Raw genomic sequence first — 13,603 nt, 5'->3', positions numbered from 1 at the left:
GCGCAGGTAATGTCCACGATAGCGACGAATATTGCAAAGGTCGGAACGCGCATCCGTGAGGCGGCGCAAGCTGTGGCCCGTGATCCCGACGAGGTGCAGCTGCTGGCGGTGAGCAAGACTCAACCAGCCGAGGCCATTCGGGAGGCCAGCGAAGCGGGCCTTCGTGATTTCGGCGAGAATTACCTGCAGGAAGCGCTGGAAAAACAGGCGGACCTTACCGACCTGCCGTTAACCTGGCATTTCATCGGCCCCATCCAGTCGAACAAGACCAAGCTGATCGCCGAGTCCTTCGACTGGGTGCACTCGGTGGATCGCCTGAAGATTGCCCAGCGTCTATCGGCTCAACGTCCAGAACAGCTCGGCCCGCTGAATGTCTGTCTGCAGGTCAACGTTAGCGGCGAAGCCAGTAAGTCGGGCTGTGAGCCGCACGATGTACGCGAACTGGCCCACGCGATCGCCGGGTTGCCCCGCCTTCGCCTGCGGGGCCTCATGGCGATTCCCGAACCATCGGATGATCCAGCCGAGCAGCGTGCCGCGTTCGCCCGCCTGCGCCAACTCCAAACAGAACTTCAGTTGAACCTGGACACTCTTTCCATGGGCATGAGCCAGGACCTGGAGGCGGCCATTGCCGAAGGGGCCACCTGGGTCCGCATAGGCACTGCAGTGTTCGGAGCCCGTAACTACCCACCGCAGGCAGCTACAGACGCCCAGCATGAATAAAAGGAATTCCAGATGAGCATTCCCCGTATCGCCTTCATCGGCGGCGGCAACATGGCCGCAAGCCTGATTGGCGGCTTACGCGCCCAGGGCATCCCAGCCGCCGCGATTTGTGCCAGTGATCCCGGCGCCGATAGACGCTCCGAGCTCGAAGCCACCCATGGCATCACCGCTTTTGCCGACAATGCCCAGGCCATTGCAGGCTCCGACGTGGTGGTGCTGGCAGTCAAGCCGCAGGTGATGCAGGCGGTCTGCCGTGATCTGGCTGCGCATCTGCAGGCAGATCAGTTGATCGTTTCGATCGCGGCTGGCATCAATTGCGACAGCTTGCAGGCCTGGCTCGGTGAACAAACGCCACGGTCGATTGTACGTTGCATGCCGAACACACCTTCCTTATTGCGTCAGGGTGTCAGCGGGCTGTTTGCCAACGACCAGGTGACCGACACACAAAAGCAACAGGCCGAGCAACTGCTGTCGGCGGTTGGGCTGGCGCTCTGGCTGGATCAGGAATCGTTGATCGATGCGGTGACGGCCGTTTCAGGCAGCGGCCCGGCGTACTTCTTCCTGATGATCGAAGCGATGACCGCAGCAGGTGAGAAGATGGGCTTGCCGCGTGATACGGCGGCACGGCTGACCATGCAAACCGCTTTGGGCGCGGCGCGGATGGCCTGCGAAAGCGATGTGGAAGCCGCGGAACTGCGGCGTCGCGTCACCTCGCCGAACGGAACCACCGAAGCGGCGATCAAAGCCTTTCACGCGGGTGGTTTCGAAAGCCTGGTTGAGCAAGCGATGGCTGCAGCCGCACAACGCTCGGCCGAACTCGCTGAACAATTGGGCAACTAAGGAGCCTTCATGTCGCAACTCTCGCAAGCCCTGATCCTGATCGTTCAAACGCTCGGCAGCCTGTACCTGCTGATCGTCTTGCTGCGTTTCATCCTGCAATTGGTTCGTGCGGACTTCTACAACCCGCTGAGCCAGTTCATCGTCCGCGCCACGCACCCTTTGCTCAAGCCATTGCGCCGCGTGATACCCAGTATCGGCGGGCTCGACCTGTCGTCGCTGGTACTGGCGATCATCGTTCAGTTGCTGTTGATGGCGGCAATTCTGATGATCGCTTTCGGCACCATCGGTAATCCGCTGCAGCTTTTGGTCTGGGCCATCATTGGCGTGACCGGGCTGTTCATCAATATCTTTTTCTACGCGCTCATCATCAGCGTGATCCTGTCGTGGGTCGCACCCGGCAGTCACAACCCAGGCGCCCAGTTGGTGAGCCAGATTTGCGAACCGGCGCTGGCACCCTTTCGCCGCCTGCTGCCAAGCATGGGGGGGCTGGATATTTCGCCAATCTTCGCCTTTCTCGCGATCAAACTGATCGACATGCTCGTGATCAACAACCTGGCAATGATGACGCACATGCCCAACATTCTGCGCTCGCTTATTTGAACCGAAACCGCCCATGGCCTCGTGCAGGCTTTGGGCGCTGGTTCACAAAGGTTCGATTGACCCGCACCGGGCGACTGGGATAATCGCCCCCTACGCCTTTCAGGAAGCACCATGATCATGGAACGACTCGACCGTCAGGTGGATGCCTACGTCTCCTGGAAACGCGACCTTATCCGCGAAATAACACGGTATCGCAGTTGGCTGGCGCATAACCGCCTCAATTCGGATGCGGTGGAAGCCAGGCTGAACCGCGCACTGAAACTGCTGCGCACCGATCACATCACGCTCGCATTTGTAGGCGAGTATTCTCGCGGCAAGACAGAGCTGATCAACAGCCTGTTCTTCTCCGAGTACGGCCAGCGCATCCTGCCGTCGCGTGCGGGCCGAACCACCATGTGCCCAACCGAACTGTACTTTGATCCGCGTGCGGAGCGTTCGTACATTCGCCTGCTGCCGATCGAGTCCCGCCTGGAAGACACCAGCATCGCCCAGCTCAAGCGCACACCAAGCGTCTGGACGAATATCGCGCTGGATCCTGATAACCCAGACGCCATGGTCAGCGCCTTTTGCCAAGTCGCTTCCACCAAGTCGATGCCGGTGGAACAGGCCATCCAGCTGGGCTTCCACCCCGACGCGCTGGAAGCGTCCGATGCTGACGGGGAGGTGATGGTGCCGGCCTGGCGACACGCCATGGTCAACTTCGACCATCCGCTGCTGCGCCAGGGTCTGCGCATTCTGGACACGCCAGGTCTCAATGCGCTCGGTAGCGAGCCAGAACTCACCCTGTCGATGTTGCCGAATGCGCAGGCTGTGATTTTCCTGCTGTCCGCCGATGCCGGTGTAACGGCTAGCGACATGGGCATCTGGCAACAGCACATTCGCCAACTCGATGACGGTGGTCATAACCGACTGTTCGCCGTGCTGAACAAGATCGACGTCTTGTGGGACGACGTGTCCGGTGAAGCTTTCGTCAATGAGGCGATCCAGCGAATGCAGACTGCCACGGCGCAACAGCTGGGCATCGCTGTCGAGGATGTGCTTCCACTCTCAGCCAAGCAGGCCTTACTGGCCAAAATCCGCGGCGATCAAGACCTGCTCCAGCGCAGCCAACTGGTTACGCTGGAGCACCTGCTCTGCGAGCGCATCCTCGCTCAGAAGGAGCGCTTGCTGGAGCAGCAGGTCGTGCGGCAGGTACTTGCGCTACTGCAAAACAGTCAGCAAATCCTGACCCAGCGACTGGGCAAGGTTCGCGAGCAAAGTGAGCTGCTCGACAGCCATCGCCAGGACAGCGGCCAGATGCTCATGGAACTGACCGCGCGCACACGCCACGACCATAACCAGCATCACAAGCGTTTGCTGCAATTGAAAACCAACCAGCGCCTGCTGCAACGCCAAGGCGAACTTCTGAGTTCCACAGTGCGGCCGGAACGCCTGGAGGAACACCTTGCTCGCCTGCGTCGCAGCCTGACCGGGAGCCTGACCACACTGGGCATCAACCTCAGCATCGTGCATTTCTTCCGCTCCGTGGAGCAGGATCTGGGTGCACTCGAACACGAAGCGGCACTGGCAAACAAAATGGTGTCGGCCATCTACCGGCGACACAATGACGAAAACCCGCTGCACGGCGTGGACGCTCCCCTGTTCCGGCTGGCGCGCTACCAGCAAGAACTCAGACGCCTGCAAAACAAGGCCGACCAGTTCCGCCTTCAGCTCAAGACCTTGCTCACCGAACAGCGCACCTTGACGCGACGTTTCTTCGCCACCCTTGTACAGGAGGTGGTCGCCCTGCATCAGCGATTGCGCCAGGAAGCCGAGCATTGGGCCAACGAAGCGCTGATGCCGCTGATGCAGCATTCGCTGGAACACAAGCAGCAGCTCGAAGCGCATATGCTGCGACTGAAGAGCTTGGCGCAGGACAGTCAGCAAAGCAGTCAGCGCGGCCGCCTACTGGCGCGTTACAGCCTGGAACTGGAACAACAGCTGGCCGAGGCCGGTGAAATGCTGCGACTACTGCGAAAACCCGCGCCGATTCGCCGCCAAGGCAAAGTTGTCAGCCTCAACAGTGCCAGCCTCTGCTGACATCAGCGTTGCGATTGAGGATGAATTGAACCGCGCTAACCTTTAGACTTTGCCGCCTCTTCCAGTACGAGCCAGGGTCGATGCCCACAGCTATTCCAGCCGATTCCGTTGGTCTGGTGAGTCCGAAGGTCGCGCATTTCGCCGAGCCGCTGGCACTCGCCTGCGGCCGCACGCTTAACGATTACCAGCTGATCTATGAAACCTACGGCGAACTGAATGCCTCGCGCAGCAATGCCGTACTCATCTGCCACGCGCTGTCAGGTCATCATCATGCGGCGGGCTTCCACGACAATGAGGACCGCAAGCCCGGCTGGTGGGACAGCTGCATCGGTCCGGGTAAGGCGATCGATACCAGACGCTTCTTCGTGGTCAGTCTGAACAACCTTGGTGGCTGCAATGGCTCGACCGGCCCCGGCAGCATCAATGCTATAACGGGCAAGCCTTACGGCGCGGACTTCCCTGTCGTCACCGTGGAGGACTGGGTCAACAGCCAGGCCCGCCTGGCCGACATGCTGGGTATTGAGCAGTGGGCGGCGGTTGTGGGCGGCAGCCTCGGCGGCATGCAGGCGATGCAGTGGACCATGAGCTACCCGGAGCGCGTTCGCCATTGTGTGGCGATTGCCTCGGCGCCCAAGCTCTCCGCCCAGAACATTGCGTTCAATGAGGTGGCACGCCAGGCAATACTCTCCGATCCAGAGTTTCACGGCGGGCATTTCCAGGAAAAAGGCGTGATTCCCAAGCGGGGTCTGATGCTGGCGCGCATGGTCGGGCACATCACCTACCTGTCCGACGACGCCATGGGCACCAAATTCGGCCGTGGGCTCAAGAGCGAAAAGCTGAACTACGATTTCAACAGCGTCGAATTTCAGGTCGAAAGTTATCTTCGCTATCAGGGCGAAGAGTTTTCCGGCCGCTTCGATGCCAATACCTATCTTCTGATGACCAAGGCACTGGATTATTTCGACCCGGCGGCGGCACATGGCGACGATCTCGCCAAGGCACTGTCGACGGCAAAGGCGGACTTCTGCGTCATTTCGTTCACCACCGACTGGCGCTTCTCCCCCGAGCGCTCGCATGAAATCGTCGACGCGCTGATGGCCGCGCGCAAGAACGTCTGTTACCTGGAAATCGACGCCCCTCAAGGCCATGACGCCTTCCTGATCCCGATCCCCCGATATCTACAGGCCTTTCGCGGTTACATGAACCGCATCGCCGTATAAGGAACTCCTATGCGCGCCGATCTGGAAATCATCCAAGACTGGATACCGGCAGGAAGCCGCGTGCTCGACCTGGGCTGCGGCGACGGCGACTTGCTGGCCTGGCTGCGAGACAACAAGCAGGTCAGCGGCTATGGCCTGGAGATCGATCCCGACAACATTGCCGCTTGCATCGAGAAAGGAGTCAACGTAATCGAGCAGGATCTCGACAAGGGCCTCGGTAATTTTGCCAGCAACAGCTTCGACATGGTGGTGATGACCCAGGCGCTACAGGCCGTCCACTACCCGGATGTGCTGCTTAAAGAAATGCTCCGGGTCGGCCGCGAATGCATCATCACCTTCCCCAACTTCGGCCACTGGCGATGCCGCTGGTATCTGGCCAGCAAGGGACGCATGCCGGTGTCGGAGTTCCTTCCCTACACGTGGTACAACACGCCGAACATCCACTTCTGCACGTTCGAAGACTTCGAGCGCCTCAGCCGCGAGCTGGGTGCCCGTGTGCTAGAACGACTGGCCGTGGATCGTCATCACAAGCACGGCGTAGCCAGCCGTTTGTGGCCCAACCTGATCGGCGAAATCGGCATCTACCGTGTCACCGGGCCAGCCCGCTGACTTCGACGCTAGAGGAAACATCATGAGATCGACATTGATATGCCTGCTTGCCCTGCTGTTTGCCCTGCCTGCCATGGCCGAGCGCAAACAGAGCGTGGGCGAATACGACGTTCATTACATTGCATTCAACTCAGGCTACCTACAGCCGGATATCGCAGCGGCAACCGGGCTCGTGCGCAGCAAGACACAAGGCGTGGTCAACATCTCGGTGCTCAAGTCTGGCAAGCCCACTGCGGCACAGGTGAGCGGCACCGTCAGGAACCTGCTCGGCCAGGACTATCCGCTTTCCTTCAAGCAACTCAGGGAAGGCGATGCGGCTATCTACTACCTTGCCCAGTTTCCCTTCGGATCTCGCGAAACGCTGCGCTTCAACGTTAACGTGCAGCCGGTCGGTGCTGCGGCGATTAACTTCGATTTCACTCAAGAATTCTTTCCGGACGAATGATGCCATTCAAAGAACTGGTGCTGGCCAGCCACAACGCCGGCAAGCTCAAGGAACTGCAAGCCATGCTGGGCGACGCCGTGCGGGTACGCTCGATCGGTGAGTTCAGCAACATCGAGCCCGAAGAAACCGGACTGTCCTTCGTCGAGAATGCCATTCTCAAGGCACGCAATGCAGCACGCATATCTGGCTTGCCTGCGCTGGCTGACGACTCAGGCCTAGCGGTCGACCACCTTGGCGGTGCGCCGGGCATCTACTCGGCGCGCTACGCGGACGGCCAGGGTGACGCGGCAAACAATGCCAAACTGCTCGACGCCCTGAAGGACGTGCCGGACGCCGAGCGTGGCGCTCAGTTCGTCTGCGCGCTGGCACTCCTGAGGCATGCCGACGATCCGCTGCCCATTCTCTGCGAAGGCCTCTGGCAAGGTCGCATTCTGCACAGCGCTCAAGGCGAGCATGGCTTCGGTTACGACCCGCTATTCTGGGTGCCGGAGCGTAACTGCTCCAGCGCCGAGCTGGCACCGCAGGAGAAAAACCAGCTCAGCCACCGTGCTCGCGCCATGGCCCTGCTAAAACAGCGGCTGGGGATCGCATGACCACAGCCTCCGACGGTGGCGCTTCGGAGTCGCCTGCGGTTTCGCGTCTGGAGCTGCCGCCCCTGGCGGCCTATGTACATATTCCCTGGTGCGTTCGCAAATGCCCGTACTGCGATTTCAACTCCCATGCTGCCGGCCCTACGCTGCCCGAAGATGCCTATGTCGAGGCGTTGCTGGCGGACCTGGATGCCGACCTTGAGCAGATCCAGAGCCGCAAACTAACGTCGATTTTTTTCGGCGGCGGCACGCCGAGCCTGTTCTCCGCTAAGGCGCTATCGCGAATCCTCGAAGGCATGCAACAGCGGGTCGGATTCGCTGACGGCATCGAGATCACCCTGGAAGCCAACCCGGGGACTTTCGAGCAAGCGAAATTCCGCGATTATCGCAGCCTGGGCATCAACCGCTTATCCATCGGCGTGCAGAGCTTCCAGGCCAAAAAACTTAAAGCGCTCGGTCGAATCCATGACGGCAACGAGGCGATCCGTGCCGCTGGCATGGCGCGCGCAGCGGGCTTCGATAACTTCAATCTGGACCTGATGCATGGTTTACCAGGGCAGAGCCTCGAGGATGCCTTGAGCGACCTACGAACGGCGATCGCTCAACAGCCAACGCATCTGTCGTGGTATCAGCTTACTGTCGAGCCTAACACCGAGTTCTGGAGCAAGCCGCCCCTTCTTCCTGAAGACGAAACCCTATGGGACATTCAGGAAGCCGGCCAGGCATTGCTGGCATCGCACGGCTACGCCCAATACGAAACGTCGGCCTACGCACAACCTGGCCGTCAGGCGCGTCACAACCTCAATTACTGGACGTTCGGCGACTTCCTCGGGCTGGGTGCCGGCGCACACGGCAAATGGACAAGCCCGAGCGGAGAGATTCGGCGGCACTGGAAAACTCGCCTGCCGAAGGACTACCTGGACCCCGCGAAGCGCTTCCGCGCCGGCGAGAAGCAACTCGAGCAGAGCGAGCTGCCCTTTGAATTCATGATGAACGTGCTGCGCCTCACCGACGGCGTGCCTTCGATGTTGTTCACTCAGCGCACCGGTCTCACAACAGACCTACTCGCAAGCGGTAGACGTGAGGCCGAAGCGCGAGGCTTGTTGGAGCCAGACCCGCAGCGGCTGGCCGCTACCCCTAAGGGGCAGCTGTTTCTCAACGACCTGCTACAACTTTTCCTGCCCTAAGGACCCCGCATGGATTTAGCACTGGAGCTCATCGCCACACTGTCGCGCTGGAGCCGTCACCATCTCTTCGACATCTCGCTGGCGATCATGGCGACCTTGTTTGTGCTCTTTGGCCCGACACTCAACAGCTGGGTGCAGAAAAATATTGGCGGGCTCAATTTCATCTTCCGTACGCTGGCGTTCGTGGTGTTCTGCGCTCTGGTCTACGGCCTCGGCATCATTTACCTCACGCCGTGGCTGGCCAAAGGACTGGCACAGTTCAACAACTACACCCTTGCGCCGGTGTTGCTGCTCGTGCTTTTCATCATCGGCGTAGTAGCCGACCGCAACTGAAGCGCCTCAATCGCCGAGGGTAGATCGATCGCCCGGGGCTCTGCCGGAACCCGTGACTGCCTGAAGACAAGCGCGCCGCTCGAGCTCGTTTCGTTCTGACACGAGGCCTGACAAAACTGAAGGGGACAGAACGAAAAAAGCCGCCATAATGGCGGCTTTTTTTCGTTAACAGTCAGTTAACGCCGCGACGAAGCGCCGCAGGGGAGAAGTCCCGAGGGCTGAGCCGGGCATCAAAGTCGTACATTGGCTCGTTGTTATCCAGCCCATCTACGAAGTAGTTGCCGTCTTTGAGGTGATACAGGGTTTCGACGGTGCTGTTGAACATCGGAACCTCGTAATAGCTGATTGGGTGGCTCTCCTGTAGGCCAATCAGCTCGCCTTTGCTGTTGAACAGGTCTACAGCCAGAATCGACCAGCTGTCTTCATCGATATAGAAGCGGCGCTTGGCATACGGATGGCTAAACCCTTTTCGCAATTCAGCGTCCACCACCCACACACGATGCAGCTCATAGCGCAGCAGGTCCGGATTCAGTGTGCGTGGGCCGACGATATCGTTGTAAGGAATCCCCTTCTGGTGTACCGCGTAACTGTTGTACGGCACCAGCATTTCGCGCTTCTCGATCAGGGTCCAATCATAGCGGTCCGGAGCGCCATTGAAGGAATCCACAACGTCCGCCGTTGCCAGACCGCTGGTATCGGGCTGCAGCGAATCGTAAGCGAGCGAAGGCAGACGTCGTACCCGCCGATCCGCCGGACTGTAGCGCCAGGCCTTGCGCACGGCCAGGACCTGATCAAGCGGATCCTGAACAGCCAAGGCGGTGCCTGAAAGCTTTGCCGGTGCAGTTACACGGTACTTGTAATACAGCGACGTATTGTCCAGATCAGCCTGGGTCACGCCCTCACGGTTGTAAACGTAATACACCTGGCGATCACGCTTGATATAGCTGGGCGAGCCGTTGATGACCACGGCCTGATTGGTCACAAACTGGGTTTGCTCGCCCTTGTAATGCAGCATGTGATTCCAGATGACTTCAATCCCGGTTTGCGGAATCGGAAACGGAATACCTGCTGATGCACCCTTGAGTCCGTTGCCGTTAGCAATCAGCTCAGCATTGACCGCGTTCAGACGCGTCTCATCATAGATGCGCTGAGGGTTGGCAGCGCTGCGGCGCGTTGGAAACACACGCAGGTGAAACCCCGGCTCTCGCTCGATCAGCGCTCGCATTCCCTCTGGCAACAACGCGGCGTATTGTCCGACATTGTTCTTGTCGACCCTGTACAAGACGGAGTCGCCCGCGTAAGGATCCGGATGGTGCATGCCCTTCTGGTAGCTGGCGGGCGGTTGCACCCCGCCGGTCCAGGCCGGAATGGTCCCGGCTGCATTGCCGGCACGCTCGGCGCCTAGCGGCGTGAGGTCCTGACCAAGGCGCATGGCCTGTGTCTCATCCACCCGGGCCTGAGCCTGACTGGCGCAGGCCGCCAGCAGGAGAATTCCGATTTTTCTGTACATCATTTTGCTCCTTGCCGCGACGTGGGCGCGGCAGATGACAGCCTGAACCTTAAAGGCAAGGCGCTCGTTGAGGCGTTGGAGATCGTGCCTTCCTGGCAATGTTCGTTATTGGATCGTCCCTGGGCCGCTTGGTCGCGGCTCTGGCGGGTATAGCGGTAACGCGTATTTCAAAGGGTCAGTCGACGCGCTCGAACTTGAGATCCCAAACCCCGTGGCCGAGGCGCTCACCGCGCCGCTCGAACTTGGTGATTGGTCGCTCTTCTGGACGATCCACGTACTGCCCGGTTACGGCCTGGTTGCGAAACCCAGGCGCGACGCTCATGACGTCGAGCATGTGCTCCGCGTAAGCCTCCCAGTCGGTTGCCATGTGCAACACTCCACCGACCTTGAGTTTTGTCCGGACCAGCTCGGCAAATGCGGGCTGGACGATGCGCCGCTTGTGGTGGCGACTTTTGTGCCAAGGATCGGGGAAAAACAGCAAGACCCGATCGAGGCTGGAATCGGCGACACATTCACGCAGCACTTCCAGCGCATCGCAACTGTAGACGCGCACGTTATTCAGATTTTGTGACACAAGTCCGTTTAGTAGCGCTCCCACTCCAGGCGAGTGCACTTCCACCCCGATGAAATCCTGGTCGGGCGCCGCAGCAGCCATTTCCAGGGTGGAATGGCCCATTCCGAACCCGATCTCGAAGGTTCTAGGCGCCTGCCGTCCAAATACCTGGTCGAAATCAAGCGGCCCGGCGTCCAGCTCCAGACCGAAGCGCGGCCACCCATGATCCAGGCCGCGCTGCTGTCCTTCGGTCATGCGGCCAGCACGCATCACAAAGCTTTTGATGGTGCGCATACGACGCTGGCCGTCGGCTGGAGAGGATGAGTCACTCATGAACAAACCTGCAATAAAGCGGCCGCGCCCACTGCGGCGCAGCCTTAGGGAAGAGAATTAGCGGATCAGGCCTTCAAGCGGCGACGAGGCACTGGCGTAGAGCTTTTTTGGCATACGTCCTGCCAGATAGGCCAAGCGGCCGGCATCAATGGCGTATTTCATTGCTTCGGCCATGAGCACCGGGTTCTGCGCATGGGCAATGGCGCTGTTCATCAGCACCGCCTCGCAACCAAGCTCCATGGCGATGGTTGCGTCCGATGCCGTGCCGACCCCGGCGTCAACCAACACCGGAACCTTGGCCTCTTCAAGAATGATGCGAAGGTTATAGGGGTTACAGATACCGAGCCCCGTTCCGATCAGACCTGCAAGCGGCATGACCGCGATGCATCCCGTCTCGGCCAGCTGACGAGCGATGATCGGATCGTCACTGGTGTAAACCATGACATCGAAGCCATCCTTGACCAGCACTTCTGCCGCCTTGAGGGTTTCGATCACGTTGGGGAACAGGGTTTTCTGGTCAGCCAGTACTTCCAGCTTGACCAGCTTGTGGCCATCGAGAAGCTCACGTGCCAGGCGGCAGGTGCGTACGGCCTCGCTCGCATCGTAACAACCGGCGGTATTGGGCAGAATCGTATAGCGATCCGGCGAGATAACGTCGAGCAAGTTGGGCTCGCCCGGGTTCTGGCCGATGTTGGTGCGGCGCACCGCAACGGTAACGATCTCCGCGCCGGAAGCCTCGATGGCGGCACGGGTCTCGTCGAGATCCTTGTACTTGCCGGTGCCTACCAGCAAGCGCGACTGATAGGTGCGGCCGGCAAGCGTAAATGGTTTGTCGTGCGGAACTGGGCTCATGCGACCATCCTGTACAGATGAAGTGAAGCGAGAAATACGCCGCTGCACGGGCGACGTCCGGAAAATAAACGTGGCGGGTTCTTCAGCCGCCGCCAATGGCATGTACGACTTCGACCTGATCGCCTTCAACCAGCGTCGTCGCGGCATGCTCGCTACGCGGAACGATATCGCGGTTGAGCTCGACCGCCAGCCGGCGCCCAGTCAGCTCCAAGCGCTGCAACAGATCGGCCACTGACTGACCGTCAGGGAGTTCGTAGCGCTCGCCGTTCAACTGAATGTGCATAGTGATCGCCACCATTGCAAAAGGGCCAGCATTCTAGCCCGATCGACTCGGTCCACCAAGGCAACCGCCGCCACCATTCATCTCGGCGGCAAACATACGTTCCGATCAGACGCGCATGTTCCAGGCGGCTGCCATGACGCAGATCCAGCCAGCCAGAAACGCCGTTCCACCGATGGGTGTGATGATTCCAAGCTTGCCGACACCGGCCAGGGTCAGGAGGTAGAGGCTGCCTGAGAACAGCAAGATGCCAAGCGTAAACAGACCTCCGGCGGCAGCCAACAGGCGACTTGGCGCGTGTAGCGCGAGCAGGGCGACGCCGAACAGAGCCAGCGTATGGATCAGCTGATACTGCACACCCGTCTGAAACACAGCCAGATAATCAGCACCTAGGCGGCTCTTCAAACCATGAGCGGCGAACGCGCCAAGCGCGACACCTGTAAGGCCGAAGAATCCGGCGAGTAAAAGAAATGAACGAATCATTCAGGAGGCTTCCGGTCAGGGAGTACATGCATCGTTATAATGCCCATTCCTCTTGAGTGCGACCACGCCCCCATGCTTCGAGCCCTGCTACGCCGTCTTACCAAACTGCTGCTATGGCTGACGGTGCTCTCCGTGCTGCTGGTTCTGGTACTGCGCTGGGTGCCGCCGCCCTTCACTGCGCTAATGGTCGAACGCAAGATCGAATCATGGACGAATGGCGAAAGCATCGATCTGCAACGCAGCTGGAGGCAATGGGACGAACTGCCTGACGACCTGAAGATGTCGGTCATAGCTGCCGAAGATCAGAAGTTTGCCGACCATTGGGGCTTCGATATCGCAGCGATTCGCGCCGCGTTCGAGCACAACGAACGCGGCGGCTCGTTAAGGGGCGCCAGTACCTTGAGCCAACAGGTGGCAAAGAATCTCTTTCTCTGGTCCGGTCGCAGCTGGCTACGCAAGGGGCTGGAGGTCTGGTTCACAGCCTGGATAGAACTGCTGTGGCCCAAGCAAAGAATTCTGGAGGTCTATCTCAACAGCGTCGAATGGGGAGAGGGGATATTCGGCGCCGAAGCGGCCGCACAACACCATTTCAATATCGATGCACCTTACCTGTCGGCCAGCCAGGCCAGCCAGCTCGCTGCAGTGCTACCAAACCCTCGCGAGTGGAACGCCGGACGACCCGGTCCGCATGTACGGAGTCGCTCCGCCTGGATTCGGCAGCAGGTACGACAGCTCGGCGGCAGCCACTACTTAAACAAACTGCGTGACAGCGGCCAATGAAGCATTCCTAGCGCTGGCGTTTCGTAAAGCTTGCCCCGCTTTGTGACGCAGACACTGACGACTTCTTCCAAACCCAGGAGGCGGATGCATTTTTCTGCGCCACCGAAGCGGGAAACATGTGCGCAATATTCGCTCGTATTGACCTGACGGACCGTTATGGCAGTACGCCATAACGGCGGGTAAGCTGCA

16 protein-coding genes are annotated in these 13,603 nt (G+C 59.7%); 11 read left to right on the top strand and 5 right to left on the bottom strand.

Features of this window, described 5'->3' with window-relative positions; translation table 11 throughout:
• The first annotated feature begins 9 nt into the window (after nt 1-9).
• The 10 genes from JQR87_RS01790 (at nt 10) to JQR87_RS01745 (ending at nt 8,623) form a co-directional block, all read left to right on the top strand.
• Nucleotides 10-720 carry a YggS family pyridoxal phosphate-dependent enzyme gene (locus tag JQR87_RS01790; protein WP_407293202.1) on the top strand — a complete coding sequence of 237 codons (711 nt, stop codon included), beginning with the start codon at nt 10-12 and terminating at the stop codon, nt 718-720.
• A gap of 12 nt (nt 721-732) precedes the next feature.
• The gene (gene proC, locus JQR87_RS01785; protein ID WP_407293204.1) at nt 733-1,560 is read left to right on the top strand and encodes a pyrroline-5-carboxylate reductase; all 828 of its coding nucleotides are present in this window, start codon (nt 733-735) and stop codon (nt 1,558-1,560) included.
• A gap of 9 nt (nt 1,561-1,569) precedes the next feature.
• Entirely contained in the window at nt 1,570-2,160 is a 591-nt protein-coding gene (locus JQR87_RS01780) for a YggT family protein (protein ID WP_407293206.1), read from the top strand.
• A gap of 111 nt (nt 2,161-2,271) precedes the next feature.
• Nucleotides 2,272-4,239 carry a dynamin family protein gene (locus JQR87_RS01775; protein WP_407293208.1) on the top strand — a complete coding sequence of 656 codons (1,968 nt, stop codon included), beginning with the start codon at nt 2,272-2,274 and terminating at the stop codon, nt 4,237-4,239.
• Nucleotides 4,240-4,319: 80 nt separating this feature from the next.
• A complete protein-coding gene (metX, locus tag JQR87_RS01770) occupies nt 4,320-5,459 on the top strand; it encodes a homoserine O-succinyltransferase MetX (RefSeq protein ID WP_407293211.1) in 1,140 nt (379 codons plus the stop codon).
• Between the two features lie 9 nt (nt 5,460-5,468).
• The gene (metW, locus tag JQR87_RS01765; RefSeq protein WP_407293212.1) at nt 5,469-6,068 is read left to right on the top strand and encodes a methionine biosynthesis protein MetW; all 600 of its coding nucleotides are present in this window, start codon (nt 5,469-5,471) and stop codon (nt 6,066-6,068) included.
• A 22-nt stretch (nt 6,069-6,090) separates the two neighbouring features.
• A complete protein-coding gene (locus tag JQR87_RS01760; RefSeq protein WP_407293214.1) occupies nt 6,091-6,513 on the top strand; it encodes a DUF4426 domain-containing protein in 423 nt (140 codons plus the stop codon).
• On the top strand, nt 6,510-7,106 hold the full coding sequence (gene rdgB / locus JQR87_RS01755) for an RdgB/HAM1 family non-canonical purine NTP pyrophosphatase (protein WP_407293217.1): 597 nt from the start codon (nt 6,510-6,512) through the stop codon (nt 7,104-7,106). The genes JQR87_RS01760 and rdgB overlap by 4 nt, the downstream gene beginning before the upstream one ends.
• Entirely contained in the window at nt 7,103-8,290 is a 1,188-nt protein-coding gene (hemW, locus tag JQR87_RS01750; RefSeq protein ID WP_407293219.1) for a radical SAM family heme chaperone HemW, read from the top strand. Before rdgB ends, hemW begins: the two co-directional genes overlap by 4 nt.
• Nucleotides 8,291-8,299: 9 nt before the next feature.
• On the top strand, nt 8,300-8,623 hold the full coding sequence (locus JQR87_RS01745; RefSeq protein WP_407293221.1) for a DUF3392 domain-containing protein: 324 nt from the start codon (nt 8,300-8,302) through the stop codon (nt 8,621-8,623).
• A gap of 172 nt (nt 8,624-8,795) precedes the next feature.
• Here JQR87_RS01745 and JQR87_RS01740 read toward each other — a convergent pair whose 3' ends face one another.
• The 5 genes from JQR87_RS01740 to JQR87_RS01720 all read right to left on the bottom strand — a co-directional run bounded on the left by JQR87_RS01740 (nt 8,796) and on the right by JQR87_RS01720 (nt 12,634).
• Nucleotides 8,796-10,133: a DUF1329 domain-containing protein gene (locus JQR87_RS01740; protein WP_407293223.1), complete on the bottom strand. Its 1,338-nt coding sequence runs from the start codon at nt 10,131-10,133 to the stop codon at nt 8,796-8,798.
• A 175-nt stretch (nt 10,134-10,308) separates the two neighbouring features.
• On the bottom strand, nt 10,309-10,980 hold the full coding sequence (gene trmB / locus JQR87_RS01735) for a tRNA (guanosine(46)-N7)-methyltransferase TrmB (RefSeq protein WP_407297855.1): 672 nt from the start codon (nt 10,978-10,980) through the stop codon (nt 10,309-10,311).
• 96 nt (nt 10,981-11,076) lie between these two features.
• Entirely contained in the window at nt 11,077-11,871 is a 795-nt protein-coding gene (locus JQR87_RS01730) for a thiazole synthase (RefSeq protein WP_407293224.1), read from the bottom strand.
• Between the two features lie 82 nt (nt 11,872-11,953).
• Nucleotides 11,954-12,154, bottom strand: coding sequence for a sulfur carrier protein ThiS (thiS, locus tag JQR87_RS01725; protein WP_407293226.1), 201 nt, complete (start codon nt 12,152-12,154; stop codon nt 11,954-11,956).
• A 105-nt stretch (nt 12,155-12,259) separates the two neighbouring features.
• A complete protein-coding gene (locus tag JQR87_RS01720; protein WP_407293228.1) occupies nt 12,260-12,634 on the bottom strand; it encodes a DUF423 domain-containing protein in 375 nt (124 codons plus the stop codon).
• Between the two features lie 72 nt (nt 12,635-12,706).
• Between JQR87_RS01720 and mtgA the strand changes: the two genes are divergently transcribed.
• Nucleotides 12,707-13,414: a monofunctional biosynthetic peptidoglycan transglycosylase gene (mtgA, locus tag JQR87_RS01715; protein WP_407297857.1), complete on the top strand. Its 708-nt coding sequence runs from the start codon at nt 12,707-12,709 to the stop codon at nt 13,412-13,414.
• Nucleotides 13,415-13,603: the final 189 nt, after the last annotated feature.

Source organism: Stutzerimonas stutzeri (genome assembly GCF_051028275.1).
GTDB classification, from domain to species: Bacteria; Pseudomonadota; Gammaproteobacteria; order Pseudomonadales; family Pseudomonadaceae; genus Stutzerimonas; species Stutzerimonas stutzeri_AS.
Note: the sequence above shows the minus strand (reverse complement) of the source record. Positions and strands in the feature narration are given on the sequence as shown.